Annotated in this window: 22 protein-coding genes and 1 pseudogene; 9 read left to right on the forward strand and 14 right to left on the reverse strand. The window is 67.2% G+C overall.

Annotated elements, in window-relative coordinates:
* Window positions 1-65 precede the first annotated feature (65 nt).
* Window positions 66-1,031, reverse strand: coding sequence for a sodium:calcium antiporter (locus ACMGRF_RS16760; protein WP_049415459.1), 966 nt, complete (start codon window positions 1,029-1,031; stop codon window positions 66-68).
* Between the two features lie 72 nt (window positions 1,032-1,103).
* Window positions 1,104-1,760: a hypothetical protein gene (locus ACMGRF_RS16765; protein ID WP_049415464.1), complete on the reverse strand. Its 657-nt coding sequence runs from the start codon at window positions 1,758-1,760 to the stop codon at window positions 1,104-1,106.
* A 125-nt stretch (window positions 1,761-1,885) separates the two neighbouring features.
* On the opposite strand from ACMGRF_RS16765, the gene ACMGRF_RS16770 reads away from it, so the two are divergent.
* A complete protein-coding gene (locus ACMGRF_RS16770) occupies window positions 1,886-2,401 on the forward strand; it encodes a hypothetical protein (RefSeq protein WP_049415467.1) in 516 nt (171 codons plus the stop codon).
* 85 nt (window positions 2,402-2,486) lie between these two features.
* Here the strand turns inward: ACMGRF_RS16770 and hmgA are convergent, their stop codons facing one another.
* The gene (gene hmgA / locus ACMGRF_RS16775) at window positions 2,487-3,785 is read right to left on the reverse strand and encodes a homogentisate 1,2-dioxygenase (protein ID WP_049415470.1); all 1,299 of its coding nucleotides are present in this window, start codon (window positions 3,783-3,785) and stop codon (window positions 2,487-2,489) included.
* A gap of 85 nt (window positions 3,786-3,870) precedes the next feature.
* Window positions 3,871-4,983 (reverse strand): 4-hydroxyphenylpyruvate dioxygenase, encoded by a 1,113-nt coding sequence (hppD, locus tag ACMGRF_RS16780; RefSeq protein WP_180879589.1) that lies wholly within the window; start codon window positions 4,981-4,983, stop codon window positions 3,871-3,873.
* Between the two features lie 129 nt (window positions 4,984-5,112).
* Between hppD and ACMGRF_RS16785 the strand changes: the two genes are divergently transcribed.
* Window positions 5,113-5,604 carry a MarR family winged helix-turn-helix transcriptional regulator gene (locus ACMGRF_RS16785; RefSeq protein ID WP_049438884.1) on the forward strand — a complete coding sequence of 164 codons (492 nt, stop codon included), beginning with the start codon at window positions 5,113-5,115 and terminating at the stop codon, window positions 5,602-5,604.
* Window positions 5,605-5,685: 81 nt separating this feature from the next.
* On the opposite strand, the gene ACMGRF_RS16790 is transcribed toward ACMGRF_RS16785, so the two are convergent.
* The 4 genes from ACMGRF_RS16790 to ACMGRF_RS16805 all read right to left on the reverse strand — a co-directional run bounded on the left by ACMGRF_RS16790 (window position 5,686) and on the right by ACMGRF_RS16805 (window position 10,233).
* On the reverse strand, window positions 5,686-6,825 hold the full coding sequence (locus ACMGRF_RS16790) for a hypothetical protein (protein WP_049415476.1): 1,140 nt from the start codon (window positions 6,823-6,825) through the stop codon (window positions 5,686-5,688).
* A 226-nt stretch (window positions 6,826-7,051) separates the two neighbouring features.
* Window positions 7,052-7,657: a thioredoxin family protein gene (locus tag ACMGRF_RS16795; protein ID WP_111190780.1), complete on the reverse strand. Its 606-nt coding sequence runs from the start codon at window positions 7,655-7,657 to the stop codon at window positions 7,052-7,054.
* Window positions 7,658-7,676: 19 nt separating this feature from the next.
* Window positions 7,677-9,176, reverse strand: a complete 1,500-nt coding sequence (locus tag ACMGRF_RS16800) for a peptide MFS transporter (RefSeq protein ID WP_005411345.1) — start codon at window positions 9,174-9,176, stop codon at window positions 7,677-7,679.
* Between the two features lie 181 nt (window positions 9,177-9,357).
* On the reverse strand, window positions 9,358-10,233 hold the full coding sequence (locus ACMGRF_RS16805) for a tryptophan 2,3-dioxygenase (RefSeq protein WP_049415479.1): 876 nt from the start codon (window positions 10,231-10,233) through the stop codon (window positions 9,358-9,360).
* A 335-nt stretch (window positions 10,234-10,568) separates the two neighbouring features.
* On the opposite strand from ACMGRF_RS16805, the gene pdhA reads away from it, so the two are divergent.
* The 4 genes from pdhA to ACMGRF_RS16825 are packed head-to-tail and all read left to right on the forward strand — an operon-like array spanning window position 10,569 to window position 14,460.
* Entirely contained in the window at window positions 10,569-11,651 is a 1,083-nt protein-coding gene (gene pdhA / locus ACMGRF_RS16810; protein ID WP_099495315.1) for a pyruvate dehydrogenase (acetyl-transferring) E1 component subunit alpha, read from the forward strand.
* Window positions 11,644-12,711: an alpha-ketoacid dehydrogenase subunit beta gene (locus ACMGRF_RS16815; RefSeq protein WP_005419896.1), complete on the forward strand. Its 1,068-nt coding sequence runs from the start codon at window positions 11,644-11,646 to the stop codon at window positions 12,709-12,711. Before pdhA ends, ACMGRF_RS16815 begins: the two co-directional genes overlap by 8 nt.
* 1 nt (window position 12,712) lies before the next feature.
* Window positions 12,713-13,066, forward strand: a complete 354-nt coding sequence (locus tag ACMGRF_RS16820; protein ID WP_049415485.1) for an SH3 domain-containing protein — start codon at window positions 12,713-12,715, stop codon at window positions 13,064-13,066.
* Window positions 13,063-14,460: a dihydrolipoamide acetyltransferase family protein gene (locus ACMGRF_RS16825; protein ID WP_049415488.1), complete on the forward strand. Its 1,398-nt coding sequence runs from the start codon at window positions 13,063-13,065 to the stop codon at window positions 14,458-14,460. Before ACMGRF_RS16820 ends, ACMGRF_RS16825 begins: the two co-directional genes overlap by 4 nt.
* 170 nt (window positions 14,461-14,630) lie before the next feature.
* Here ACMGRF_RS16825 and ACMGRF_RS16830 read toward each other — a convergent pair whose 3' ends face one another.
* The 3 genes from ACMGRF_RS16830 to ACMGRF_RS16840 form a co-directional block, all read right to left on the reverse strand.
* Window positions 14,631-15,017, reverse strand: coding sequence for a VOC family protein (locus ACMGRF_RS16830; protein WP_414485393.1), 387 nt, complete (start codon window positions 15,015-15,017; stop codon window positions 14,631-14,633).
* 210 nt (window positions 15,018-15,227) lie between these two features.
* Window positions 15,228-15,935, reverse strand: coding sequence for a helix-turn-helix transcriptional regulator (locus ACMGRF_RS16835; RefSeq protein ID WP_414485394.1), 708 nt, complete (start codon window positions 15,933-15,935; stop codon window positions 15,228-15,230).
* Entirely contained in the window at window positions 15,935-16,570 is a 636-nt protein-coding gene (locus ACMGRF_RS16840) for an NAD-dependent dehydratase (protein ID WP_099485922.1), read from the reverse strand. The genes ACMGRF_RS16835 and ACMGRF_RS16840 overlap by 1 nt, the downstream gene beginning before the upstream one ends.
* Window positions 16,571-16,675: 105 nt before the next feature.
* Between ACMGRF_RS16840 and ACMGRF_RS16845 the strand changes: the two genes are divergently transcribed.
* Window positions 16,676-18,214: a GGDEF domain-containing protein gene (locus ACMGRF_RS16845; RefSeq protein WP_049415504.1), complete on the forward strand. Its 1,539-nt coding sequence runs from the start codon at window positions 16,676-16,678 to the stop codon at window positions 18,212-18,214.
* Window positions 18,215-18,309: 95 nt separating this feature from the next.
* On the opposite strand, the gene ACMGRF_RS16850 is transcribed toward ACMGRF_RS16845, so the two are convergent.
* The gene (locus tag ACMGRF_RS16850; protein WP_180879583.1) at window positions 18,310-19,236 is read right to left on the reverse strand and encodes a DUF808 domain-containing protein; all 927 of its coding nucleotides are present in this window, start codon (window positions 19,234-19,236) and stop codon (window positions 18,310-18,312) included.
* A 208-nt stretch (window positions 19,237-19,444) separates the two neighbouring features.
* On the opposite strand from ACMGRF_RS16850, the pseudogene ACMGRF_RS16855 reads away from it, so the two are divergent.
* Both ACMGRF_RS16855 and ACMGRF_RS16860 read left to right on the forward strand, forming a co-directional pair.
* Window positions 19,445-21,091 (forward strand): annotated as a pseudogene (locus tag ACMGRF_RS16855) (ABC1 kinase family protein); the annotation flags it as partial.
* Between the two features lie 244 nt (window positions 21,092-21,335).
* The gene (locus tag ACMGRF_RS16860; RefSeq protein WP_414485395.1) at window positions 21,336-23,441 is read left to right on the forward strand and encodes a phosphoglycerol transferase I; all 2,106 of its coding nucleotides are present in this window, start codon (window positions 21,336-21,338) and stop codon (window positions 23,439-23,441) included.
* Between the two features lie 534 nt (window positions 23,442-23,975).
* Here ACMGRF_RS16860 and ACMGRF_RS16865 read toward each other — a convergent pair.
* The gene (locus ACMGRF_RS16865; protein ID WP_414485396.1) at window positions 23,976-26,405 is read right to left on the reverse strand and encodes a DUF3772 domain-containing protein; all 2,430 of its coding nucleotides are present in this window, start codon (window positions 26,403-26,405) and stop codon (window positions 23,976-23,978) included.
* A gap of 81 nt (window positions 26,406-26,486) precedes the next feature.
* Window positions 26,487-26,735 (reverse strand): hypothetical protein, encoded by a 249-nt coding sequence (locus tag ACMGRF_RS16870; RefSeq protein ID WP_005419952.1) that lies wholly within the window; start codon window positions 26,733-26,735, stop codon window positions 26,487-26,489.
* Between the last annotated feature and the right edge of the window lie 46 nt (window positions 26,736-26,781).

The following is a 26,781-nucleotide window of genomic DNA, read 5'->3' on the forward strand; positions in this document are numbered from 1 at the left end:
AATGTGACGCCCGGTAGGTGCCGACCGCTGGTCGGCACGAACAGCAGCCGAGCGTGGGCTCGGCTCTACAGCGCCGGTGCGCCGACCAGCAGCAGTTCCAGCACGAACCAGCCTACGAACGCGACCAGCAGGATCCCGCCTTCGCCACGACTGATCTTCAGGTCGCCGCGCAGCATCGGGTAAAGCACCAGCGCAAACGCCAACAGCGCCGGCAGTTCCAGGCGCACGAACGAGGCCGGCAAGGCCAACGGCTGCAACACCGCCATCGCACCGATCACCAGCAGCAGATTGACCACGCTGGAACCCAGCACGTGGCCGAGCACCATGTCGCCATGCCCGCGACGCGAGGCGGCAATGGCGGTGGCCACCTCCGGCAGTGCGGTGCCGATCGCCACCGGCAACAGGCCGACCAGCAACGGCGTCCAGCCCAATGCGGCACCGAAGTCGGCGGCAGCACCCACCACCAGGCGCGCGCCCCAGTACAGGGTCAGTGCGGCGATCAGCACGCGCAGCACGTTCAACGGCAGGCTGGTGCGGCTCAGCGCGGATTCGGCGATGGCTGCCTGCACCTCGGCGCTCTCGACGCGGCCGCGGCGCAGCAACAGCACCTGCATGACGATGAAGCCCGCCACCAGCACGCCGCCTTCCCAGCGCACCAGGCGACCATCCAGACCGAACAGGATCAGCAGCACGCCGGCCGCCAGCAGCGACCACCACAGCACCGCCTGCAGGCGCGCGCGCAGCAGCAGGGGGGCGGCGATGGCGGCCACCGCCAGGGTCAAACCCAGATTGACGATGCTGCTGCCCACTGCATTGCCCAGTGCCAGCTCCGGTTGGCCGACCGCCAGCGCACGTGCGTTGACCGCCAGTTCCGGCAACGAGGTGGTCACGCCGAGCAGCAGCAGCCCGGCAGTGAACGGGCTGGCCCCGAAGCGCTGGGCCAGGCCAGAGACGGCCTTGACGATGGAGTCCCCGCCCAGTGCCAGCAGCAGCAGGCCGAGCAGGAACCAGGCAATGGCAATGGCGATCATCGAGCACTCCCCAGCAGTGGTGGCGCGATTCTACGCTTGGCCCGAGCGCATGGCTGGGCGGTGGATCAAGGATCAGCCACAGCCTTCCGCATAGTCGACCTGCGGGGTCTGCCCGACCCGCCAGGCACCCACCCGGCCATCGGCACCGAGCGCGAAGTCGATCACTGCCCCGCCCTCCTGCGCCGGCCGCACGCGCAGGTGCTGGGCCTTCTCGTCGTACTTGTCGGGACCGACGTCAGCGCGCTCGGGATACAGCACCTGCAGCTCGCCCAGGGTCATGCCGACCTTGCCGCCGCCCGGTGCGGTGATGGTGGCGCTGCGCACGTCGTAGCGCACCAGCTTGCGGCCTTCGATCATCAGCCGCGGGTCCTCGGCATCCTGCGGGCGCAGGAAGTAGCAGCCGTCGTTGCCGTCGTCGGCGGGCAGCGGCCTGCCGGCGGCATCGGTGCCCAGCCCCTGCAGTGGCGTGCCAAAACCACTGCGGACTTCGGCGATGCCGGTGCCCAGCTTCGCACCAGCGAAGCCGTCCAGGCGGGCTGGACTGTCCTTGCGGGGGTCGTTCGCCGGGCGGGCCGCCAGATCAGGATCCGTCGACTGGGCGGGACCGGTCGCCGAGGCGGTTTCCGCCGGGGTGTCGCTGCCGCTGCCCGCGGCGCCCTGCTTGTCCGGGCCGCCACTGCAGGCGGCGAGCGAAAGGAGCAACAGACCAGCAATCGGGAGGTGCTTCATCGGTGCGGTTCCCTGGCACGAAGGTAGCTGCACGCTAGCGCAGCGCGCGTGCAGAAGCTGCATTGTCATCGCGGTTTCATCGCCCTCGTTCAGGCTCGGCGTGCACCGACCTGGCTGTCCCTTCCATGCAACCGCGCAAGACCGAACTCGCCCGAACCGCGCTGCAGGCCCACCGCGCGCCGCTGGACATGCGCCAGCGCCGGTTGCTGATCCTGTGCGACGGCCAGCGCAGCATCACCGACCTGACCGTCCTGCTCGGCCAGGATGCGCCCGCGATGGTCATCCAGCTGGTGCAGGCCGGCTACCTGAGCACCGGTACCGGTGCCGCAGCCCCGCCACCGCCGCCGCCGCCGGCAACACCTGCCGCAGCGGCGGCCACAGCGGGCGAGCGCCGCCGCTCGCTGGTGGCTGCGCGCATCTACGTGCTGGGCATCCTGGAAATGCAACGCCACCCGCAGGCGGCGGCCTTGTTCCGCGACCTGCAGCAGGCCCGCGCGGAAAGCGACGTACTGCAGGTGCTGCAATCAGCGATGCAGATGCTGCCCGGACTGACTTCGGTGGGCTATTGCCAGCGTGTACGCCAACGCCTGCTGGAGGCGCTGCCGTTGGAGCACTGCGACGCGTTCGCCGAGGTGGCCTGAAGAAAAAAGGGGACGGAGGGGATTAAGTCGTTTCAAGCACACGTGCGCTGATTGCGGCTTAATCCCCTCCGTCCCCTTTTCCGGGTCAGCGGTAGTTGTTGCGCAGGCCGTTCCAGCACTGCTGGTAATCGCCCTGGCGGTGGCCGGCGGCCAGTGCCTGTGCGGTCGGGCGGATCACCGCGCGGGTCTCGAACATGAAGGCCATCGTGTCCTTGATCACGTCCGCCTTGGACAGATCGGCATTGGACGCCTTGTCGAAGGTCGGTGCGTCCGGGCCGTGGCCGCTCATGCAGTTGTGCAGCGACGCGCCGCCCGGCACGAAGCCTTCGGCCTTGGCATCGTAGGCGCCATGCACCAGGCCCATGAACTCGCTGGCGATGTTGCGGTGGAACCACGGTGGACGGAACGTGTTCTGCGCCACCAGCCAACGCGGCGGGAAGATCGCAAAGTCCATGTTGCTGGTGCCCGGCGTGTCGCTGGGCGAATGCAGCACCAGGAAGATCGACGGGTCCGGATGGTCGTAGCTGATCGAGCCAATGGTGTTGAAGCGGCGCAGGTCGTAACGGTACGGCGCGTAGTTGCCGTGCCAGGCCACCACGTCCAGCGGCGAATGGTCGATCGGCGCACGCCACAGGCGGCCTTCGAACTTGGCGATCAGCTCGAAATCGCCATCGACATCCTCGAATGCGGCGTGCGGCGTTTCGAAGTCGCGCGGATTGGCCAGGCCGTTGGAACCGATCGGGCCAAGGTCGGGCAGCTTCAGCAGCGCACCGTAGTTCTCGCAGATGTAGCCGCGACTGGGGCCGTCCGGCAGCTCCACGCGGAACCGCACGCCACGCGGAATCACTGCGATCTGCTGCGGCTCGATCTCGATCACGCCCAGCTCGGTCAGCAGGCGCAGCGCGCCCAGCTGCGGCACGATCAGCAGCTCACCGTCGGCGTTGTAGAAGTAGCGGCCGACCATGTCGCGGTTGGCAGCGTAGAGGTGGATGCCCACGCCAGCATGCGCATCGGGCGAACCGTTGCCCCCCATCGTGTACAGGCCTTCGACGAAGTCGGTCGGCGACTCCGGCAGCGGCAGCGGACTCCAGCGCAGCTGGTTCGGCGAGGCCGGCTGTGCGCCGAAATCACAGTGCAGCTGCGACTGCGCGAACGGGGTGAACTCGCCATGGGTCACCGCCGGGCGGATCCGGTACAGCCAGCTGCGGCGATTGCTGCCGCGCGGCGCGGTGAAGGCGGTGCCGGTCAACTGTTCGGCGTACAGGCCGTGGGCCACCTTCTGCGGTGAGTTCTGTCCGACCGGCAGCGCGCCGGCGACGGCCTCGGTGGCGAACTCGTTGCCAAAGCCGGACTGGTAGCCACGGGCGGTGATGGCGGGGGACATGGGAACTCCAGAGATTGCCGGCCAGCGGCCGGCACGACCATTCGGACAGGCAATGTCGACCGGAAGCCGACATTGCCTGCAGACCTTACAGCACGCCGCGGCGGATCTGGTCGCGCTCGATGCTCTCGAACAGCGCGGTGAAGTTGCCTTCGCCGAAGCCCTCGTTGCCCTTGCGCTGGATGATCTCGAAGAAGATCGGGCCGATGCAGTTCTGGGTGAAGATCTGCAGCAGCTTGCGCTGATGGGTTTCCGGATCGGCATCGATCAGGATCTTGTTCCTGGCCAGGCGCGGCACGTCTTCACCGTGGTTCGGCACGCGCTGGTCGATCACGTCGAAGTAGGTCTCCGGGGTGTCGAGGAAGTCCACGCCCTGCGCGCGCATCGCTTCGACGGTCTCGTAGATGTTCTCGGTGAAGCAGGCGATGTGCTGGATGCCCTCGCCCTTGTACGCGTCCAGGTACTCGTTGATCTGGCTCTTCGGGTCGGACGATTCGTTCAGCGGGATGCGCACGATGCCGTCCGGCGCGGTCATCGCCTTGGACACCAGGCCGGTCTTCAGGCCCTTGATGTCGAAGTAGCGGATCTCGCGGAAGTTGAACAGGCGCTCGTAGTAGTCCGACCACTGCTGCATGTTGCCGAAGTACAGGTTGTGGGTCAGGTGGTCGATGAAGGTCAGGCCGAAGCCCACCGGGTGCAGGTCGGCACCGGCGATCGGCTCGTAGTCGCCGTCGTAGATGCTGCCGGCGCTGCCATAGCGGTCGACCAGGTACAGCATGCAGTCGCCGATGCCCTTGATGACCGGCGCGCTGACCGCCTTGCTGTCCGGCTTGAAGGCGATGGCTTCGGCGCCGTTGCCCAGCGCGGTCTGGTAGACCTCCTGGCCCGGCTTCTTGAAGCGGATGGCGAAGCCGCAGGCGCACGGACCGTGCTTTTCGGCGAAGTCGGCGGCGAACGAATCGGGGTCTTCATTGACCAGGAAGTTGACGTCGCCCTGGCGATAGACGGTAATCGGACGCTGCTTGTGCTTGAGCACCGCGCTGAAGCCCATCTTCCGGAAGTACTCGTGCAGCTCCTGGCCGCGGCCGGCCGGGGCGGCGAATTCGACGAACTCGAAGCCGTCGATGCCCATCGGGTTCTCGAAGGTGGTGACCTGCATGCCGGGGTTGGGGTGCGAGGTAGTCGGGACTGCGGTATTCATGGCGTGGCTCCGAATCGGTACCGCATCGGTACAAACCAGGTGCGGGCAGGTAGGGACCCGGCGAGAATGCAGGGTCTGGACCTCCCCCTTATAGTTACACTTGAAACCACCAGCAAGGTGCACCGCAACATGAGCCCCGATCCCGCCTCGACCCGCCTGCGTGCCTCGCACGTCCTGCTCGACCTGGAACAGTTCCTGCCGTACCGGCTGAGCGTGCTGTCCAACCGGGTCAGCGGCAACATCGCCAAGCTATACGGCGATCGTTACGGTCTGGCGATTCCCGAATGGCGGGTCATCACCATCCTGGCGCTGTACCCGGGTTCCTCGGCCAGCGAGGTCTCCGACCGCACGGCGATGGACAAGGTGGCGGTCAGCCGCGCCGTGGCCCGCCTGCTGGAGCGCGGCTTCATCAAGCGCGAGACGCATGGCGACGACCGCCGCCGCTCGGTACTGGCGCTGTCGGCCGCCGGTTTCGAGGTGTACGAGACCATCGCACCGATGGTGATCGAGATCACCCGCAAGCTGATGTCGGTGCTGAGCGAGGAGGAAGAGCAGGTGCTGGAAAAGCTGATCCTGCGCCTGGCCGGCGAAGGCCTGGAGCGGATGGGCCAAGGGGTCTGAAAGAAAAAAGGGGACGGAGGGGATTAAGCCGCAATCAGCACAGGTGTGCCCAAAGCGACTTAATCCCCTCCGTCCCCTTTTTCAGCTGAGGTGCTTGCGGCGTGCATGGATCCACGGCACCGCGAGCGCCGCGATGGCGCCGCCGGCGAAGCCGAGCGAGGCGGCCACCGTGGCCGCTTCGACCGCCCCCGGCAGCGCCAGCGCCGCCGCCACCAGCAGCAGCGAGGGCAGGCCGACGAAGGTACCCAGGAAGAAGTGCCAGCGCGGCGACCAGGTGTTGAGCTGCAGCAGGCTGACCGGCTGCCAGGCGTCGGAGGCGGCGTCCTCGGCGATCTTCGCCACCGCCTTGGCCAGGTCCACCTCCGGCAGCGCGCGCCCCAGGCGGGCGGTCGCCAGCAGCTCGGCCACCGCCTCCACCGGCGGGAACGTGGCCGGCCACGCCACCGGCGCCGGCACGCCGTAGGCGGTCAGCAGCGGCACGCTCAGCCACGGCGCCACCAGCGGCCGCATGCGGCGGCGGCCGTGCACGCACCAGATCTGCGGCTGGCCGTGCGCGGTGACGCTGTACAGCGCCAGTTCGTTGGCCGGCGGATAACCCAGCATGGTCACCCGCGCGGCCAGGCTGTCCTGGCCCATCGCGCGCAGGAAGCCCGGGCGGCTGCGGCCTTCCTGCATCCACGCCAGGCCCAGCGCACCCACCAGATACGCCTCGGCGACGTCCTTGCTGCCGGCCGTGGCGCGCTCGTCACTGGCCAGGTACCAGGCCAGCGACTTGGGTTCGGCAACATCCTCCAGGCCCCATCGGCTGTCATCCCCCAGCACGTGCCGCACCGGCAGACGGGCAGGCGCGGTTTCGCCACGCTCCCCGGTCTGCAGGAACGGCAGCACGCCCTGGATGAAGGTGGACAGCTCGATCGCGCGCGCGCCGTGGCCCTGCCATTCTGGCGGCAGCAGCCCGGCCAGCTGGCCTTCGGCGGCCATCGCATCAAGGCGCGCCTTCTGTTCGACCAGCTTCTGCACAGCGCCCTTCAACACCACGTTGTCGGGCAGCGCGATCTGCGGCAGGCGGTGGCGGGGCGGGGCCAGTTCAACAGCGTCCTCGCCCGTGCCCGCGTCGTCCAGCAGGGCCTCCTGCGGTGGCAGGGTCACGCCCTCGGCTGCCCCAGCCTCGGCCAGGTGGCTGGCAGGTTCGGGCAATCGTTCGGCGTGGTCGCTGTGCATGGGCGTTCCGGTAGGTTGCGTCGACGAGGCGTCGACCGAGGTCCTTGCCGGTAACGGCGTACATGCAGTGAAGTTGAGACGCCGATTCGAAGAGTGTGACGGCGCGCGCAGTAGATTCGCGCGGGCGTGGATGCACTTCTGTGCCGACCAACGGTCGGCACCCACCGGGGTTGGCGGCCAGCGGTCGGCACCCACCAGAGCATGCCGGCCAGCGGCCGGCACTACCCTATTCCGGTTTGTCGGGTGCCCAGTGCTTGAGGAACGCGCTCACCCGTGCAGGCTGGAAGGCTTCGCCCTTGCGCAGCTCAGCAGTCGCCTGCGACACCAGCAGGCTGCCATCGGCGTCCAGTACCAGCAGGTGCGGATAGTCGCGCTCCATTTCGGGGAACTGGGCGAAGAAGGCGGTGTTGGGCTGTTCGTCGCTGGCGTTGACCTTCACCCACACGTAGTGGGCGTCGCGGAAGCGGCGCAGGTCGCCGTTGCCCTCGACCATTTCGTCCAGCGCCCGGCAGCGCTCACAGGCGGCGTTGCCGATCTCGAGCAGGATGCGCTTCTTGCCGCGCTGGGCTTCCACCTTGGCGGTGGCCAGGTCATCGGCGGGGTCGCGGGCCGGGTCGAACTGCGCGCCGAGCCCGGCGATGGCGGCAATGTCTGCCGCCACCGGGGTGTTGCCCGAGGCCACCGGTTCGCTGGGGTCAGCGACCGGTGGCTCGGTGGGTCGGGTATCCAGGGGCTGCGTGGGCTCGGCGGTGGCAGGCGGTTGCGGTTGCGAACAGGCGCCGATCAGCGCCGCAAAGATCACCACTACCGCAGTACCGAGCCTGCTACGCATGCCTTCTACCCTCTCATCATCATTTGACGCCGTGCATCAGCTTGTTGATCAGCGGGGCGATCAGGAACAGCACCACGCCGGAGCCGATCAGGGCCCAGAACCCGAAGGTATACCCCTTCAGGGCCGACTCGACCGTCATGCCGCCTTCACCACTGACCACGCCAGCGAAGATGCCCGACAGGTTGTTGCCGATGCCGGTGGACAGGAACCAGCCACCCATGCCGAAGCCGACCAGGCGCACCGGGGCCAGCTTGGTCACCATCGACAGGCCGATCGGCGACAGGCACAGCTCACCGACCGACTGGATGACGTAGACCATGAACAGGGTCCAGAACGGAATCTTGCCGTCCACGACCATCTGCGACAGGGCGAACATCAGCAGGGCGAAGGCGGCGCCGTTGAACAGCAGGCCCAGGCCGAACTTGCGCGGAATGGACGGATTGGCACGGCCCATGGCCACCCAGATCCAGGCGATGACCGGGGCCAGGGTGATGATCGCCACCGAGTTGACCGACTGGAACCACGCGGTCGGGAACGTCCAGTCGCCGAACTGGCGGTTGACGATGTTCTCGGCCAGGAAGGTGAACGAGCTGCCGGCCTGTTCGAAGAACATCCAGAACATCACGTTGAAGGCGAAGATGATCAGCATGGCGATCACGCGGTCGCGCTGCACCTTGCCCTCGCGGATGCCCTCCACCAGCAGCAGCACGGCCAGCGCGGTGAACATCGCGCCCAGGATCCAGGCCAGCGCGGTGGCGCCGGTAGCCAGCAGGAAGTAGGCCACCGGGATGGCGACCACGGCACCGGCCAGCACCATGATGATGCGGCCGAAGCCTTCAGCGCCGGCCGGCGGTGCACCGATGCCCTTCAGGCCGGCGCGACCGATGTAGAACCACACCAGCGAGATCAGCATGCCCACGCCCGAGGCGATGAACACGACCTTGTAGGACGGCATCGCATCGGTACCGAACACCTTGCGGGCCAGGTACTCGGTCAGCACCGGGGCGATCATCGCGCCGATGTTGATGCCCATGTAGAAGATGGTGAAGCCCGAGTCGCGGCGCTCGTCCTTCAGGCCGTACAGCTTGCCGACCATGGTCGAGATGTTGGGCTTGAACAGGCCGTTGCCGACGATGATCGTGGCCAGGCCGAGCTTGAAGATGTGCTCCTGCGGCAGCGAGATCATGAACAGGCCAGCGGCCATGATGATCGCGCCGGTCAGGATCGAGCGCTGGTAGCCCAGCACCCGGTCGGCCACGTAGCCACCGAAGATCGCCGCGGCGTACACCAGGGCCAGGTAGGCGCCATAGATGCGGCTGGCGTCGCCTTCACCGGCAGCGCTGCCGTTGTAGAACTGGGCAACGATGTACAGCACCAAGGCCCAGCGGATGCCATAGAACGCAAAGCGCTCCCAGAACTCGGTCATGAAAAGCATCCACAACGGGCGCGGGTGGCCCAGCGTGGTCTTGAAGTCCGGCAGCGCCGGCTCTGGGGTGTTCGCAGTGGCGTTTACGCTCATGCGGATTTCCTGGTTCGGTGGATGACGAGCACGTCCGCTGTGCAGTTGGAGCAACGCGCGAGGATCACCGACTTGTGGCGTTCACGTCAAATACACGCCGTTTGAGGCAGGTGCCGTCCTGCTCGCTGAACTTGCATCTGAAACGATCCAGCCAATGGCCGGGGTCCAAGCTGAATGGGGGTCAGCCCAGTTCTGCCGGGGGCGCGGCCTGCAGGCTGGTGCGCACCTGGAACAGTTCGGGGAAGAAGGTCAGTTCCAGCGCCTTGGCCAGGAAGCCCACGCCGGACGAGCCGCCGGTGCCGCGCTTGAAGCCGATCACCCGCATCACGGTGCGCATGTGCCGGAATCGCCACAGCTGGAAGGCCGTCTCCAGGTCCACCAGGTCCTCGCACAGCGCGTACTCGCGCCAGTAGCGGTCGGTGTCCTGGTAGATGCGCTCGAACACCGGCTGCAGTGCGTCGTCGGCCACGTGCGGCTGGGTCCAGTCGTGGGCCTCGTAGACCGCCGGGACAGCATGGCCGAAGCGGGCCAGGTACTTCAGGAATTCCTCGTACAGGCTCGGCGCCTCCAGCACGGTGCGCAGCTGCGCCTGCCCGGCCGGGTCATGCTCGAACACCTGCAGCATCTGCGCGTTCTTGTTGCCCAGCAGGAACTCGATGTAGCGGTACTGCAGCGACTGGAAGCCCGAAGACGGGCCCAGCACGTCGCGGAAGCCCATGTATTCGGACGGGGTCAGCGTTTCCAGCACCGACCACTGCTCGGTCAGCTGGCGCAGCACCTGCTTGCTGCGCGCCAGCACCTTGCGGCACTGCCAGACTTCATCGCGCTGCAGGAAGCCGATCGCGGCACGCAGTTCGTGGCCCAGCAGCTTCAGCCACAGCTCCGAGGTCTGGTGCTGGATGATGAAGAGCATCTCGTCATGATGCGGCGGGTTGGACAGCGGCTGCTGCGCGCTGAGCAGCTGGTCCAGCCGCAGGTAACCGCCATAGGTCAGGCGGCCCTGCAGGTCGGTGTGGATGCCGGCTTCGAGATCGCGTTGGTTGTTGTCGACGGACATGGGCGGGACCAGATCGGGGGCGGCAAGGGTAGCGCGTTGCCGCCGCGCTGGCAGCCGCCGGGTCCATACCGGAGCGTGCGGTTGGCCGTGGAGCATCGGCCGATCCCGGGCCTGCGCGTGGAACCGTCCAGGCCGTTGTACTGGCGGTCAGCCAGAGGCGTATTCTGATGCTTTGCAGCAACGACTGAATACGTTGTTGTTATTGGCCCCCCACCCGCCGGCAGGGGTAAAACGGTGAATCTCCGTGTTGCGGCGCAGGAAGGCTATTCCGTACGCGTTCCTTAACATGGCGATTCATATCATTTGTAACTTCTCTGTCGAAGGTGCAGTACGCAATGACGGTTGCCGCTGAATTCAAGATCGAATACCTGCAGTACCTGGACACGGACGGCACGCTCGTCCGCGATGACCTGCCCGCGTCGCTGCGCGACCCCAAGGTCCTGGTACCGCTGTTCAAGCAGATGCTGTTCGTACGCACGTTCGACAGCAAATCCATCGCGCTGCAGCGCACCGGCAAGCTCGGCACCTATGCCGCCTGCCTGGGCCATGAAGCCGCGCACGTGGGTATCGGCGCTGCGATGCAGAAGGACGACGTGTTCGCGCCTTCGTACCGCGAGTATGGCGCGATGTTCATGCGTGGCGTGCGCCCGCACGACGTGCTGATGTACTGGGGCGGCGACGAACGCGGCAACGATTACGGCGGCAACGCGGCCAAGGACTTCCCGTTCTGCGTGCCGATTTCCACCCAGTGCCTGCATGCCGCCGGTGCCGCGCTGAAGTTCAAGCTCAACAAGGAACCGCAGATCGCGGTGGCGGTGTGCGGCGACGGCGGCAGCTCCAAGACCGACTTCTACGCAGCACTGAATTCGGCCGGCGCCTACAAGCTCCCGCTGATCCTGTGCATCGTCAACAACGGTTGGGCCATCTCGGTTCCGCGTTCGGCCCAGACCGGTGCCGAAACGCTGGCGCAGAAGGGCCTGGCGGGCGGCCTGCACTGCCTGCAGGTGGACGGCAACGACCTGATCGCGGTGCTGGCGGCAATGGAACAGGCGCGCGAACGTGCGCTGGCCGGCGACGGTGGCACCGTGCTGGAACTGATGACCTACCGCCTGTCCGACCACACCACCGCCGATGACGCGCGCCGCTACCGCGACGATGCCGAAGTGAAGGATGCCTGGCAGCGCGAGCCGATGCTGCGCCTGCGCAAGTACCTGATCAACGCCGGTGTGTGGAGCGAACAGGAGGAAACCGCTTGGGTCGCCGAGTGCGGCGCGCGCGTGGACGAGGAAGTGAACCTGTACCTCAACACGCCGGTGCAGCCGGTCGAGGCGATGTTCGACTTCCTGTATGCCGATCCGCCGCCGGACCTGCTGGCCCAGCGTGCCCAGGCGATCGCCCTGGAGAAGCGCCATGGATGAGATCAAGAACGGCGCGCCCGGCGCGCACACCAACGCCGCCGACAGCGCTGCGGTCGCGCGCGGAGATGACAGCATGACCACCACCCCGATCACCCTCATCGAAGCCATCACCCAGGCGCTGGCCTGGGAGCTGGAACACGATCCGTCGGTGCTGGTGCTGGGCGAAGACGTGGGCGTCAACGGCGGCGTGTTCCGCGCCACTGCCGGCCTGCAGCAGCGCTTCGGCTCGGACCGCATCCTCGACACCCCGCTGGACGAAACCACCATCGCCGGCCTGACCATCGGCCTGGCCGCTCAGGGCATGAAGCCGGTGGCCGAAGCCCAGTTCGATGGCTTCATGTACCCGATGGTCGACCATATCGTCTGCCACGCCGCACGCCTGCGTTACCGCACGCGTGGCCGCCTGCACTGCCCGATGGTGCTGCGCGTGCCGTGGGGCGGTGGCATCCGCGCGCCGGAACACCACAGCGAAGCCAACGAGGCGATCTTCACCAACGTGCCGGGCCTGCGCGTGGTGCTGCCGTCGTCGCCGCAGCGTGCCTACGGCCTGCTGCTGGCCGCGATCCGCGAGCCGGATCCGGTGATCTACATGGAGCCCAAGCGCATCTACCGCCAGTACAAGGAAGTGGTCGTCAACGATGGCGAAGCCTTGCCGCTGGACGTCTGCTTCGTGCTGCGCGACGGCACCGACGTGACCCTGGTGACCTGGGGCGCGCAGGTGAAGGAAGCGCTGGAAGCGGCCGACAAGCTGGCCGGCGAAGGCATCAGCGCCGAAGTCATCGACGTGGCCACGCTGCGCCCGCTGGACTTCGCCACCATCGCCGAATCGGTGGCCAAGACCGGCCGCTGCGTGATCGTGCAGGAGGCCCCGAAGACCGCGGGCTTCGGCGCCGAGATCGCCGCGCGCCTGGCCGAGGAATCGATCTACGACCTGCTGGCCCCGGTCGAGCGCGTGACCGGCTACGACACCCACATTCCGCTGTTCCGCCTGGAAATGAAGTACCTGCCGAGCGTTGAGCGGATCGTGGCGGCGGCCAAGCGCGCGGTGGCGGCCGGCTGACATGCAGGCCCGCCTTCTGGGGGCTTACCGCAGCCAGTATCCCAACCCGCTCCGGTTCCGCACCGGCCAGATCGTCGAAGTAGGTGTCCGTGACGAGGAATGGCCGGCGTTTGCCTGGGTACGCACCAACGATGGGCGCGCTGGATGGGCGCCCATCGCCTGGTTGCAGCTGCTGGACGAGGGTCGCGCCGAAGCCCTGTGCGACTACGACGCCCGCGAGCTGGATGTGGAAAGTGGCGAGATGGTGAAGCTTCATCACGAACACGGTGGGTGGTGGTGGTCCGAGCGCGCCAATGGCGCGACGGGTTGGCTGCCGGCCCGCGAACTGGAACTGCTGGAAGAGAACTGCAAATGAGCCAGACCAAGAACTTCAACCTGCCCGACCTGGGCGAAGGCCTGCCGGACGCGACCATCGTCGAGTGGTTCGTCAAGGAAGGCGATGTGATCAAGCTGGACGAGCCGCTGGTCTCGATGGAGACCGCCAAGGCCGTGGTGGAAGTGCCCTCGCCGTTCTCCGGCAAGGTGCTGAAGCTGTCCGGCGGCGCCGGCGACATCATCCCGACCGGCTCGGTGCTGGCCAGCTTCGAGCTGGACCCGAACCTGCCGCAGCGCGCTGATGGCCAGGACACCGGCCACAGCCATGGTCACGCCGCACCGGCGGCGCCGATGGCCGCACCGACTCCGCCGCCGCTGCCGGCTGCGGCCGCTCCGGTTGCCGCCGAGGACGCCAAGCCCGCCGCTGCCGAGCGCGATGATGCCGGTACCGTGGTCGGCGCCATGCAGAGCTCCAACGCCGTGCACGCCGAACAGGCGCTGGCCGTCGGTGGCGTCAAGGCCGTGCCGGCCGTGCGTGCGATGGCGCGCAAGCTGGGCGTGGACCTGAGCCGCGTGCCTGCCACCGGCAGCGATGGCGCGGTCACCATGGCCGACGTCAAGCAGGCCGCCGCCAACGGCAGCGCCAAGCTCGGCGCTGCTCCGGCGCCGGTCGCTGCCGCTGCATATGCCGCGCCGGTCCCGGCGCAGGTGTCCGCACCGGTGCAGAGCGAAGCCCGCACCCCGCTGTCTGCCGCCGGCAAGCCGATGCGCACCCAGCCGCCGGGCGTGGTCGCCAAGGGCCAGCCGGAACCGCTGAAGGGCGTGCGCCGCAACATGGCCCGCGTGATGGCCGATGCGCACAGCAAGGTCGTGCCGACCACGCTGAACGACGACGCCGACATCCACGCCTGGCTGCCGGGCAACGACGTCACCGCCCGCCTGGTGCGCGCCATCGTGGTCGCCGCGCAGAAGGTACCGGCGATGAATGCCTGGTTCGACGGTGAAGCACTGACCCGCACCCTGCACGCGCAGGTGGACATCGGCATCGCCGTGGACACCGACGACGGCCTGTTCGTGCCGGCCCTGCGCAATGCCGACATGCTCGACGCACGCGGCATCCGCGAAGGCGTCAACCGCCTGCGCGAGCAGGTGGAATCGCGTTCGATCGCGGCGTCGGAACTGAGTGGCTACACCATCTCGCTGTCCAACTTCGGCATGTTTGCCGGCCGCTACGCGACTCCGGTCGTGGTGCCGCCGTGCGTGGCCATCGTCGGTGCCGGCCGTGCCCGCCACCAGATGACCCCGGTGATGGGCGGCGTGGAAGCGCACAAGGTGATCCCGCTGTCGGTCACCTTCGACCACCGCGCAGCCACCGGCGGTGAAGCCGCCCGCTTCCTGCGCGCGATGATGGACGACCTGGCGCTGGCCAGCTGATCGGCCCCCTCTGAAACACAAGAAACGCCGGGCAATGCCCGGCGTTTTTTTGTGCCGCTCCACTGTAGAGCCGAGCCCATGCTCGGCTGCTTTCCGGTAGATCCACGCCATGCGTGGATGAAGGCAGGAAGCAAGCCGAGCATGGGCTCGGCTCTACAGATCGCCTGTCATCAATCGCGAGCGACCAAGCCGTCGGCGCGACTGTAGACACGCAGGCGGTGACCATCAGGGTCGGCACCGACGAAGGTGTGGCCGAATTCCAGTGTCACCGGCGCCTGCAGGATCTGCACGCCCAGCGCGCGCCACGCATCGTGCATCTGCTGCACGACGTCGGGGTTGGCGACGACCATCGCCAGTTCGGCGGCGCCGGCCTGCGCGGACACCGGCGGTTGCACGTCGTCGCGCTGCCACAGGCCCAGTGCGGCGCCATCGCCGAGCAGGAACAGGGCGAAGCCAGGAGACTGCTCGACCGGCGGTTTGCCGAGGATGCCGCTGTAGAAGGTGGCGCTGGCGGCGACGTCGCGCACGTACTGCAGCAGGGTGCTGGGCGTGAACATGGGGAAGCTCCGTTGTTGGGAGCGCTCATGGTGGTACTGGCCTGCTGACAGATTCTGTCAGCATATTCGACTGTCGGTAGAGTCGTCTGTCGGTAGAGTCGACTGTTAGTCGACTGCTCCTCCTTCAGCGTGCTTGGAACCCCGCGCTGCGCGCGATAGTCGACTAACAGTCGACTCTACCCCGCCGCCCGCTCCCCGCTGTTGCTGTGGCTACGAACGGTCCAACCAGTCCGGCGCGATGCCCTGGGCCTTCTGCCAGCGCCGCAGCAGCGTGGCGCGTGGCACGAGGTAGTGATCCTCCAGTGCGCGCACCTGGCGGATGCGGTCCAGCCGGAAATGGCGGAAATCCTCGCGGCTCTCACACCACGCTGCCAGCATCGGTACTTCATCGAAGTAACCCAGCGCGAACGGCCAGACAATGCGCTCGCTGCGCTGGCCGTGCGCGTCCTGGTAGCCGAACTTCAGGCGCTGCTGCGCGCTGACTGCTTCACGCACAACCTGCAGACGTGCGGCGGGCACCTTGGTTCCCATGCGCGAAGGGCCCACGCGCAGGCCGCTATCACGCAAGGCCTCGCGCCGCGCGGCTGGCAGCACATGCGCGATACGCGCCAGGGCATCACGTGCGGCCTCGGCCAGCGCAGGCTCGGTGCGCGCCGCGACCCAGCGCAGGCCCAGCACCAGCGCGTCGATCTCGGCCGGTGGCAGGGTCATCGGCGGCAGGGTATCGCTGGGTGCCAGTTGGTAACCGACGCCGGCCTCGCCACGCAGGTCAGCGCCCTGCTCGCGCAGGGTCTCGATATCGCGGTACAGCGTGCGCAGGCTGATACCCAGCGCATCGGCCAACGCCTGCCCCGCGACCGGCCGTCGATGACGGCGCAGCAGCTGCAGCAGCTGGGTCAGGCGCAGCGCTCGCGACATCAGCCGACCAGCGCGCGCGATGCCACCACGTGCTCGCCCGGCTGCGGGGCCAGCGCAGCCTCGACCAGCGCCCTGGCAATTTCGCTGGCCGGGTTGATCCGCCATGCCCGTGGCAACACCGGCCCCAGTGCACCCAGCACCGTCAGTGCCAGGCGTTCGCCGCGGCGAACCTCGTTGCGCTCGCCACCGATCAGTCCTGGGCGGACCAGGGTCAACGAATTGAAGCCCAGCGCACGCAGATCACGCTCCAGCTCGCCCTTCACCCGGCTGTAGAAGATCGACGACTGTGGGTTGGCGCCGGCTGCGGAATTCAGCACATAGGTCTGCGCCCCCTGTGCTTTTGCCAGGCGTGCGAACGCCAGCGGGTAGTCATGATCGATGCGATGGAAGGCCTCGCGGCTGCCGGCCTGGGCCATGGTGCTGCCCAGCGCGCAGATGATCGCGTCCACGCGCGCCCATTCGGGCGAAGTAGGCAACGCGTCGAAGGCCAGCACCGGGTTCTCCAGCTTCCCGTGAGTCAACGCCAGCGGGCGGCGGGTCGGGGCAACCACGGCGCCACAGCGCGGGTCGTCCAGCAGCCTGCGCAGGGTCAGCCCACCGACCAGGCCGGTCGCCCCCAGCAACATCACGCGCATCACCACCTCCAGTGCGGCATCCTGTCGCCCATCCTAGCCGTTCAAGCCCTCGGCGGCCGCGCCGATATGCTGGAACCAGTCCCTGCCAGCCCCAGGATTCGCTCCATGACGGACCAGCCCGACCACCGCCCTGCCCCCGGTACCGCCCTTGGGCCGCCGGCACGCGTGCGCGCGGTGGTGGACGATGGGCGGGGTGACCGCGTGGTGCTGCAGGGCGGCGGTGGCGCGGCGCTGCAGCAGCTGTTCGCAGGCGCCGACGCGCCGGAACCGCTGCTGGCGGCGTTTGCCAACGGCATGGCCACCCTGCCCGGCGAACTGGGCGACATGGGCGACCGCCTGCAGTCCGCACAGGCAAGCGCCGATTGGCCGCGCTATGGGCGTGCGATGCGGCAGCTGATCGACAAGTACATCCGCACCATCGAGCAGCATTCGCCGGATGGGCAGCCGGAAAGCCTGCGCCTGTCCGAGCAGCTGCGGCTGCTGCTGGGCGGTGCGGTGGTCGCCCTGCTGCAGCATGACCCGGACCTGCGCGAGCAAGCGCAGGCGCTGGCCCTGCGCCTGCGCCAATGGCAGCCGGGCACGGCCCTGGAACCGATCGAACAGGGCGTGCGCGAACTTGGCCACCAGGTCGGCGTACGTGCCGAAAGCTGGCAGGAGCAGCAGGCGCTGCTGCTGGAGCTGTTCGCGCTGCTGCTGGAGAACGTCAGCGAGCTGCTGGATGACCGCAGCTGGCTGCAGGGCCAGATCGCGGCGGTGCGCCAGTTGCTGGACGGTCCGTTGGAAGCGGAAGCGGTCGAGCGCACCCGGGCCGAACTGCGCGAAGTGATCTACAAGCAAGGCCTGCTGCGCCAGGGCATCGACGATTCGAAGGCGGCGATGCGTGGGCTGATGGGCGAGTTCATCGAGCGCATGGACGGCATGGCCACCAGCACCGGCGAGTATCACGACCGCATTGGCAGCTACGCATTGCAGCTGCGCGAGGCGCGCAGCATCGCCGACCTCAACCAGCTGCTGCAGGACGTGATGCGCGATACCGGCAAAGTGCAGCAGCAGGCCGCACAGGCCCGCGATCACCTGGCCAATGCGCGGCAGGAAGTGGAGCGCGCAGAGCAGCGCATTGCCGAGCTGGAGCAGGAACTGCGCGCCGCCGGTGACCTGGCCCGCATCGATCCACTGACCCAGGCGCTGAACCGCCGTGGCCTGGACGAACTGCTGGAGCGCGAGCTGGCCCGTGCCGCACGCAACAACTCACCGCTGGGCGTGGCCGTGATCGACCTGGATGATTTCCACCTGACCAACGACACGCACGGGCATGCCGGCGGCGATGCGCTGCTGCAGCACCTGGTGTCCGTGTGCAAGCTGCTGCTGCGCGCGACCGACGGCATCGCACGGCTGGGCGGCGACGAGTTCGTGCTGGTGCTGCCGGAAGCCCAGGGCGCCGACAGCATGGCCACGGTGCAGCGCCTGCAGCGCTCGCTGGCCCATCGCGTGCTGACCGTGCAGGACCAGCGCGTGCCGGTGCATTTCAGCGCCGGGCTGGCGCAGTGGCAGCCCGGTGACGATACCGAAGCCCTGCTGCGGCGCGCCGATGACGCGCTGTATGCCGCCAAGCGGCAGGGCAAGAACCGGGTGCAGGCGGGCTGATGATCCAGCGTGCAGACGCTGTAGCGCCCGAGCCCATGCTCGGGCGGCGGCGCGCAGCGCCGTAGAGCAGCCGAGCGTTGGCTCGGCTCTACAGATCACTTCCCGCGCAGTTTCTGGAACCCGGTCACCGCTGCCAGCACGATGGCGCCGGCGATGATGCCGACCACCATGTTGCCTACCGCGCTCACCAGCCAGCCCCATTGCCCTTCGCCGCCCAGCGCCTGCACCGCGTGGTGCAGCGCCGGCACGTTGTGCACCAGGATGCCGCCGCCGACCAGGAACATGGCAATGGTGCCGGCCACCGACAGGAACTTCATCAGCCACGGTGCCGAGGCCACCAGCCCACGACCGAAGGCGGCAATGGCACCGCCCTTGCGCGACAGGTACAGCCCAACGTCATCGAGCTTGACGATGCCCGCCACCAGCCCATAGACGAACACGGTCATCGCCAGCGCGACCACGCTCAGCGTGAGGATCTGGTTGGTGAACGGCGCAGTGGCGACCACGCCCAGGGTGAGCACGATGATTTCGGCCGAAAGGATGAAGTCGGTGCGGATCGCGCCTTTTACCTTGTCCTTCTCCCACGCCACCATGTCCACCTGGGCATCGGCCAGTGCCTTGCGGCGTTCGGCCTGGCGCTCGGCATCGTCGTCGGAGGAATGAAGGAAGCGATGCGCCAGCTTCTCCACGCCTTCAAAACAGAGGAAGGCACCACCGATCATCATCAGCGGCACGATCAGCGGCACGTTCCAGCCGCGGCTGTGCAGCCAGGCCTCCAGCGCGCTGATCGCCAGTGCTGCCGGTACCAGGATCACCTTGTTGACCAGCGAGCCCTTGGCCACCGCCCACACCACCGGCAGTTCACGGTTGGCGTTGACTCCGGTCACCTGCTGCGCGTTCAGCGCCAGGTCGTCGCCCAGCACACCGGCGGTCTTCTTCGCTGCGACCTTGGTCAGGACCGAGACATCGTCGAGGAGGGAGGCGATATCGTCGAGCAGGGCGAACAGGCTGGCACCGGCCATGGGGCATCCAGGTAAGGGAATGGGCGGATTCTGACCGATCCGGTGTGGACTGCGGAAGACGTCGGGTTCACTGCGTGACCACCGCCCCCCGGCGACACTGCCGAATCCGGACATTGCCGGCCAGCGGCCGGCGCTACCTGTCTTCGTCGCATGGGAGTTCCGCTTGAGCAATCCGCCCACCGCCAATGGCAATCCCCCGCTGGTCAAAGGCATGAACCGGCGCAGCCAGATCCTGCGCCTGCTGATGCGCTACCGCCATTCGGGGGTGTTCTCGGGCATGAACCTGGACGCCGCCAGCAACCAGGCCGACGTGCCCGCCGATGGCAATCCGGAGCAATTCGTCAGTGACCTGGAGGCCCTGGGGCCAACCTTCGTCAAGCTGGGCCAGATGCTGTCCACACGACCGGACATGGTACCGGTGGAGTTCGCCACCGCCCTGGAACGCATGCAGGAAAAGGTGGCGCCGATCCCGGTCGAGCGCATCCACGCCATCATCGAGCAGGAGCTGGGCGTGGGGGTGAACAAGCTGTTTGCCGCGTTCGATCCCGAGCCGCTGGGCTGCGCATCGATCGCGCAGGTGCATCGGGCGGTGCTGCATGACGGACGCCAGGTGGCGGTGAAAGTGCAGAAGCCTGAAGTGGCCGCGCAGCTGCGCTCGGACCTGGAAGCGCTGCGCAGCTTTGCGCTGGCCGCCGATCACCTGACCCAGGTGGGCCGCCGCGTGCGCCTGCGCGACTGGCTCAACGAGTTCGCAAAGACCCTGATGCAGGAGCTGGACTACCACACCGAGGCCGAGAACCTGGCCCGCTTCGGACGGCATCTGCGGCCGTTCCGCCGCCTGTGGGTACCGCAGCCGATCTGGGACTACAGCAGCCAGCGCGTGCTGACCATGGAGCTCGCCACCGGCGTGCGCGTGGATGCGATCTCTGGCGTGCGCCGCACCGAGCAGGACATGGATCCGCTGGCAGCGGCGCTGATCCGCGGCTATCTGGACCAGATCTTCGTGCATGGCGAGATCCATGCCGACCCGCACCCGGGCAACCTGCGGGTGATGCCCGATGGCCGGCTGGCGATCTTCGACCTGGGCATGGTCGCGCACATGCCGCCGCGCCTGCGCGAGCGGCTGCTGAAGATCCTGTTCGCCGCCGTCGATGGCCGCGGCGAAGAAGTGGCCGACGATCTGATCAGCATCAGCACGCGGCTGGAGGCCTTCGACGAAGAGCGCTACCTGCGCGAGACCGGCCAGCTGATCGCGCGCTACGCCGCCAGTGGCAGCTTCTCCGAAGGCCGCGTGGTGCTGGACATGGTGCGCATCGCAACCGCCTGCGGCCTGCGCACGCCGCCGGAACTGAGCCTGCTGGGCAAGGCCCTGCTCAATCTGGAAACAGTGTGCCGGCTGCTGGCACCGGAGCTGGACACGCGCCGCATCGTCGAGCGCCAGCTGCAGCACGTGATGCGCGCGCGCCTGAAGAAATCCCTGTCGGCGGCCAACATCGCCAGCGAGGCGATGGAGCTGCAGCAGCTGCTGCGCGATGGGCCGCGCAAGCTGTCGGACATCATGGCGCTGCTGGCCGAGAACCGCCTGCAGATGAAGGTGACCGGGCTGGAAGAATCGCGGTTGATGGAGAACCTGCAGAAGATCGCCAACCGCGTGGCGGCCGGCATCATCAGCGCCGCATTGATCATGGCTGCGGCAATGATGATGAAGATCGACACCGGCTGGCACCTGTTCGGCTATCCCCTCATCGCACTGTTACTGCTGTTGATCGGCGTAGTGCTGGGACTGGGCATCGTCACCAGTGCATTGCTGTTCGATCGTCGCGCGCGGGCACGCGAGGAACGCGGGCACCGCTGATGCATCGGCGAAAAGCCGCGTATTCATGCGATTTTTTATGCAATCCAACGAAGCCTTTCACGCTCGTTTTACCTTCGTGGCGTGATTGCGCGCGCGTCATTCCAACAAACATTTCAGTCAGGTTCGTGCATGCACTATCGGGTCATCGGCCTGTCATGTGGATGTGCTTTCAGCAGCGCCGGTCGGATGGACACGCGTCGGTACGACGTCCATCACCACCACCCCGTCACTGCCGAAGCTGCCTATGCTCTGGATACTGCTGTTGTCGCTGTTGCTGCTGTGCTGGCTGTTCCTCGCGTCCGACAAGTGGGTGTGGTGGAAGGCCGGCGCATTCTCGCTGCTGCTGCTGATGCTCAGCACGTGGTGGCTGATCGACAAGCTGTCCGGTGATGGGCTCAACGCCGCCACGCTTTACCACCTCGGCGCCGATATGGAAGGCGCTGGTGTTTCCGACTTCAAGGGCTACATCGCCGGCTTCATCGTGCTGGCGCTGGTCTCGCTGCTGCCGCTGTTCGCTACGCGGGTGAAGCGCTGGCGCCGGCCCGGCCACGGTGGCGCGTTGTTCGCCGGCTTCGCGACCGTGTGGGTGGCCACGATCCTGATCAGCCCGCTTGCCCGTGACGGCCAACGCCTCTACCAGCAGCTGCGCCCGGTCGATTTCGCCCGCATCGCCCCCGAGTACCAGGTGCCGACGCAGCCGCTGCAGCGCCCGCGCAACATCGTATGGATCTACGGCGAAAGCCTGGAACGCACCTATCTGGATGAGGCCGTGTTTCCCGGCCTGATGCCCAACCTCAACCGCCTGGCGTCCGAGTCGCTGGACGTGCGTGGCCTGGCCTCGGCCGAAGGCAGCGGCTGGACCATCGCCGGCCTGGTGTCGTCGATGTGCGGCGTGCCGCTGACCACCTCGCAGGGCGACGAGAACAGCATGAACCGCATGGGCAGTTTCCTGCCCAAGGCGGTATGCCTGGGCGACTACCTGAAGCAGCAGGGCTACACCAACCATTACCTGGGCGGCGCCAACGGCCAGTTCGCCGGCAAGGGACAGTTCCTGGCCAGCCATGGCTTCGACGAAGTGCATGACCTGGCATGGTTCAAGCAGCAGAAGAAGATCGGCCGCATCCACTACTCGGCCTGGGGCGTGCACGACGACGTGCTGCTGGACACCGCCTACCAGCGCTTCGAGCAGCTTTCGCGCGCCGGCTCGCCGTTCATGCTGACCACGTTGACCATGGACACCCACCACCCGGCGGGCCACCTACCCGTGTCGTGCAAGGGCGAGCGCTACCGGAGCGGGTACGGCGACATCGGCCTGCTCAATGCACTCAAGTGCACCGACCGCCTGATCTCACAGCTGGTCGAGCGTATCCAGGCCAGCCCGTATGGGAAGGACACGCTGATCGTGATCGCCTCCGACCACCTGGCGATGCCCAACGACCTCAGCCACGTGCTGGCCAAGCAGAAGCGCGAGAACCTGCTGCTGTTCCTCGGCGACGGCATTGCCCCGCAGCAACTCAGTGCCGACGCTGGTACAACGCTGGATTCCGGTGCGACCCTGCTCAGCCTGCTGGATCCGAACCTGAAGACGATGGGCTTTGGCCGTTCGCTGATCGACCCGCAGCGCGCGCCCAGCGCCAGCGTGGCCGCGCGCCGCGACGATGGCCGCGACTACCCGCAGTACCTGGCCTTCGCCCGCTCACTGTGGCTGGGTGAACCGACCCGCGAGCTGAAGATCGACGGCGATGATCAGGTGGTGGTCGGCCTGCAGCACGTGCAACCGCCGGTGCTGCTGGAGTACGACAAGGACTGGGGCCTGAAGTCCGTGTATCTGGAAAACACCTCGCGCCAGTTCGATGATGCCAACCCGGACAACACTCTCGCCTACGTCGACCGCTGCACCGCGTTCGAGGATGGATCGGCCGACGGCGACTGGTGCGCCCTGCTCGTCAACCGCGACAATGGCATCAAGCTGTACCGCGACAACGATCTGCGCGGTGGCATCGCGGTGGATGCACCGCTGGATGCATTCCAGGGCCCGCGCCCGAGCGTGCGCCAGGCACACATGATCACCCAGAAGGGCCGCCGCACCCGTGCCGGCCAGTACATGCTGCAGCTGGTGGCGAGCACGCGCCCGGACCGCGGTTTCTGGATCGAGGCGGTGTCCTCGCAGCGCAAGGTGGTACTGGCCCAGCAGTGGGTGCAGCCCGATGCCAACGGCAAGATCAACGTGTCGTTCGGGCTGGATCACGAAGTGGACGATCTGGAGATCCGCGCGTGGTTGAACCACGCCGAGAAGCTGGCGGTGGATACGTTCGCACTGGTGCCCTCGCGCAGCCGACCACGAGGATAGGGTTCTCTGCAGGGCTGCGCCCTGCACCCGCTACAAACCGGGGCAACGGCAACGGCAACAGCAACAGCGTGCATTCCGTGGGATGGCGGGGCGGTGTCGGAGTGCGGGGACGCCGTAAATCCGTCCCTGGAGGCTTGGCAGCCGCATCCATGCGGCTGACACCCCGCACTCCGACACCGCCCCACCTCTGACAGATTCCTGCGGCTGTCGGTAGGTGTCGACCTTGGTCGACACTTCTGTCAGATATCGAAATCAATCTGGGGTCAGATCCGTTTTCCGGAGGAAAACGGATCTGACCCCAATAGTATTTCCAACAGATCGCGGAAAACTGTCGAAGGCGGGGTGGGTCCGGTTGCGGGAGTGTCCGCGGCATGGATGCCGCGGCCAAGCCCCCATGGACGGGTTTACGGCGTCTCCCGCAACCGGACCCACCCCGCCATCCCTCAGGAAGCCAGCTTTTGCTGTTGCTGTTGAAGTTGCCGGCCAGCGGCCGGCACTACCGCGGGTGCAGGGCGCAGCCCTGCAAATAAACCCCTACTCCTGCGGATCGCGGGTGATGTGGATATCCGTCGGGGTCGACAGCGGGATGTTCCGCTCGGCCAGGATCTGCAGCAGGCTGAAGTACAGGTCGCTGCGGGTGGCGTAGACCTGCCGCGGGCTGGCCACGTAAGCGAAGCTGTTGATGGTGATCTGGCCACCGCCAATGCTGTCGATATAGACCGTCGGTGCCGGCTGCTTCAGCACATTGGTGTGCGCGGTGTACGCATCCAGCAGCGCCTGCCGCAGATTGCCGACATCCGTGCTGGGCGGCACCGCGAACTGGATCTGGATGCGGCCCTGGTTGTTGCCCATCGTCATGTTGCGCACGGTCTTGGTGACCAGCTCGGAGTTGGGCACGATCAACGTCGACTTGTCGCCCACCTGGATTTCGGTCGAACGCAGGCTGATGCGGCGGATGTCGCCTTCCTGGTCGCCCAGCTTCACCCAGTCACCGATCTTCACCGGGCGCTCGGCCAGCAGGATCAGGCCTGAGACGAAATTCTGGGTGATCACCTGCAGGCCGAAACCGATACCCACTGACAGCGCGCTGACCAGCAACGCCAGCTTGCTCAGCTGCAGGCCCATCGCCGACAGCGCCCAGATCACCGCGATGATGATGCCCACATAACGGGCAACGGTGCTCACCGAATTACGTGCGCCCAGGTCCAGCTCGGTCTTGGGCAGGTAGGTGTCGGTCAGCCAGCGCTGTACCAGCTGGGTGACGGCCAGGCCAGCCAGCAGCACCAGCACCGCCAGCACGATGCGCACCGGCTCCAGCTTGGTTCCGCCAATGTCGAATCCAGAGGTGAACAGCGAGGAGAAGCGCTCCACCACCGCGCCGATGTTGCCGAACGGTGCCACCAGCGCCAGCAGCGCGATCAGTACGACGATGGTGCGCAGCGCGGCCGACAGCAGCACGCCCGCCTGTTCCAGCCGCGATACGCTCAGGCCGGTGCTGAGCAGGATGGTCTGGCCGACCTTGCTGTCGGCGTTGAGCATCCAGGTGCTCAGGTCATCGACGAACTTGAACAGCAGGGTTGCGGCCAGCACTACGATGCTGCCGCCGATCAGCTGCTGGTTCACGAACTTGGCGAAATTCAGGTAGCCCAGCAACGTGGCGACGATGGCCGCCACCACCGCGATATTGCCTGCTACCCGGGCCAGTACCAGCCAGCTGCTGCGGCGCACCGGCGTGGCTGCCCCCACGCCATCGGCCTGGGCCTCCAGCTTGGCCTCGGCCTCGGCGGTCTGCCGGCGATGCAGGCGCGCCAGGGTCACCAGCATGGCCATGATCAGGCCGAGGTAGGTCAGGGCAATCAGGCCGTCCAACGCCACCGTGGTGACATCGCTGGTGCGCGTAGCCTGGTCGAGGGCCACCAGCACCGTGCTCAGCCAGGCCAGCGCCGCCGCGCCCCAGGCGTACTTGCGCAGCTTCAGCGCGGCGGTATCGTCCAGGTTCAACAGCCGCCATGACGGGCGCTTGGGCACCAGCAGGCAGGCGCTGAGCGCGGCAATGAAGGCCGCACGGAAGGTGGCGGTCTCCAGGCCGTCGGCGACGACCTGCAGGCGCGGCGCGATGGCATCGATCGCATCCAGCGCCGCCATCAGTACCACCACGGCATAACCGGGCAGCAGCGTGCCCACCAGCAACAGCCACATCGCCAGGCCAGACCGGCGCAGCCGACCCTCCGGCGCGCGCTCGGACGCGGCGAACTGCCGCCCAAGCCTACGCAGCCACAACCGCAGCGGGAACATCATCACCAGCGCAGCCAGCAGGCCCAGCAACGGCGTGCCCCAGCCATGGGTACGGATGCCGGCGACCAGCGCGTCGCGCCCCTGCCCGGCCAACGGCGCAACGCGCGCGATATCGATCGGCAGGCGCTCGGCCACCTTGCTCCACAACGCAGGCGACAGCGGCGAGGCGACCTTCTGGCCCAGTTCTTCCGTACGTTGTGCGGTGCGCTGCTGTTCGATGTCGGTCGCCAGCTGCTGTGCACGCACGGCACTGGCCTTGGCCTGGGCCACCGACGCGGCCACGCCATCGCGCTGCTTGGTTATGGCCCGTCGCTGCGCTGCCAGCTCCGGCGGCTCCGTGGTGCCCTCGGCAGGCGTTCCCAGCTGCGCCAGTTGCTCGTTGATGCGATCCAGCTGCGGCTGCAGTGCCTTTTCCAGCGCCTCGGCGTCACGCCGTGCCTGCGAGGCATTCTCGGACAGCATCGCCAGCGTCTCAGTGGCTTCCGCATCGCCACGCTTGCGCTCGACATCCTTCAGCCGCGAATCGATGTCCGCCAGCTGCTGCTTGGGCGTGGGGTCCTGCTCCTGTGCCAGCACCGGCGCGGACAGCAGGAAGGCTGTGCACAGCAGCAGGACCCACCAGGGCCCCCGTGCACGGATCGATCGCAGGAAAGAAGACACGCCAGACATACCGGTTCGCGCGGACCACCGCGCCTGCGCGCGACTATACGGCACAGGCGGTAAACGGCGGATGGGGGAGGTGCAGCAGTATCAGTACTTCAGCCGCAGTTCTTCCACGGTCGGCTGCTGCAGCGCGTACCAGTCCTGGAACTCTTCCTCGGTGATCTCATCGGGCGCATACACCGCCACCGGGTGCCACTCGTGGTCGGTCGGCAGTGGCTGGCGCGGGCCGGCTCGCAGGCTGTAGCTGACGCCCTCGTAGTCAACCAGATCATCGACCTGAGGCCACTGTTCGCGTGCGAACGCGGATTCACTCTTCAACAGGATCACCTGGTACATCGGCACCTCCACCTCGGTTGGATCAGGAAAACATGGCGCTGGCGGC

Source organism: Stenotrophomonas sp. EMP41, from assembly GCF_047495535.1.
GTDB classification, from domain to species: Bacteria; Pseudomonadota; Gammaproteobacteria; order Xanthomonadales; family Xanthomonadaceae; genus Stenotrophomonas; species Stenotrophomonas sepilia.

Bases quoted from the DNA above. Each gene is read 5' to 3' on its own strand.
- ACMGRF_RS16845 (WP_049415504.1), top strand. From the start codon at position 16,676: ATGACGGACCAGCCCGACCACCGCCCTGCCCCCGGTACCGCCCTTGGG.
- ACMGRF_RS16760 (WP_049415459.1), bottom strand. From the start codon at position 1,031: ATGATCGCCATTGCCATTGCCTGGTTCCTGCTCGGCCTGCTGCTGCTG.
- pdhA (WP_099495315.1), top strand. From the start codon at position 10,569: ATGACGGTTGCCGCTGAATTCAAGATCGAATACCTGCAGTACCTGGAC.
- ACMGRF_RS16815 (WP_005419896.1), top strand. From the start codon at position 11,644: ATGGATGAGATCAAGAACGGCGCGCCCGGCGCGCACACCAACGCCGCC.
- ACMGRF_RS16795 (WP_111190780.1), bottom strand. From the start codon at position 7,657: ATGCGTAGCAGGCTCGGTACTGCGGTAGTGGTGATCTTTGCGGCGCTG.
- ACMGRF_RS16770 (WP_049415467.1), top strand. From the start codon at position 1,886: ATGCAACCGCGCAAGACCGAACTCGCCCGAACCGCGCTGCAGGCCCAC.
- ACMGRF_RS16870 (WP_005419952.1), bottom strand. From the start codon at position 26,735: ATGTACCAGGTGATCCTGTTGAAGAGTGAATCCGCGTTCGCACGCGAA.
- ACMGRF_RS16800 (WP_005411345.1), bottom strand. From the start codon at position 9,176: ATGAGCGTAAACGCCACTGCGAACACCCCAGAGCCGGCGCTGCCGGAC.
- ACMGRF_RS16830 (WP_414485393.1), bottom strand. From the start codon at position 15,017: ATGTTCACGCCCAGCACCCTGCTGCAGTACGTGCGCGACGTCGCCGCC.
- ACMGRF_RS16820 (WP_049415485.1), top strand. From the start codon at position 12,713: ATGCAGGCCCGCCTTCTGGGGGCTTACCGCAGCCAGTATCCCAACCCG.
- ACMGRF_RS16790 (WP_049415476.1), bottom strand. From the start codon at position 6,825: ATGCACAGCGACCACGCCGAACGATTGCCCGAACCTGCCAGCCACCTG.
- ACMGRF_RS16865 (WP_414485396.1), bottom strand. From the start codon at position 26,405: ATGTCTGGCGTGTCTTCTTTCCTGCGATCGATCCGTGCACGGGGGCCC.
- ACMGRF_RS16840 (WP_099485922.1), bottom strand. From the start codon at position 16,570: ATGCGCGTGATGTTGCTGGGGGCGACCGGCCTGGTCGGTGGGCTGACC.
- ACMGRF_RS16785 (WP_049438884.1), top strand. From the start codon at position 5,113: ATGAGCCCCGATCCCGCCTCGACCCGCCTGCGTGCCTCGCACGTCCTG.
- ACMGRF_RS16850 (WP_180879583.1), bottom strand. From the start codon at position 19,236: ATGGCCGGTGCCAGCCTGTTCGCCCTGCTCGACGATATCGCCTCCCTC.
- ACMGRF_RS16805 (WP_049415479.1), bottom strand. From the start codon at position 10,233: ATGTCCGTCGACAACAACCAACGCGATCTCGAAGCCGGCATCCACACC.
- ACMGRF_RS16825 (WP_049415488.1), top strand. From the start codon at position 13,063: ATGAGCCAGACCAAGAACTTCAACCTGCCCGACCTGGGCGAAGGCCTG.
- ACMGRF_RS16835 (WP_414485394.1), bottom strand. From the start codon at position 15,935: ATGTCGCGAGCGCTGCGCCTGACCCAGCTGCTGCAGCTGCTGCGCCGT.
- hmgA (WP_049415470.1), bottom strand. From the start codon at position 3,785: ATGTCCCCCGCCATCACCGCCCGTGGCTACCAGTCCGGCTTTGGCAAC.
- hppD (WP_180879589.1), bottom strand. From the start codon at position 4,983: ATGAATACCGCAGTCCCGACTACCTCGCACCCCAACCCCGGCATGCAG.
- ACMGRF_RS16765 (WP_049415464.1), bottom strand. From the start codon at position 1,760: ATGAAGCACCTCCCGATTGCTGGTCTGTTGCTCCTTTCGCTCGCCGCC.
- ACMGRF_RS16860 (WP_414485395.1), top strand. From the start codon at position 21,336: ATGCTCTGGATACTGCTGTTGTCGCTGTTGCTGCTGTGCTGGCTGTTC.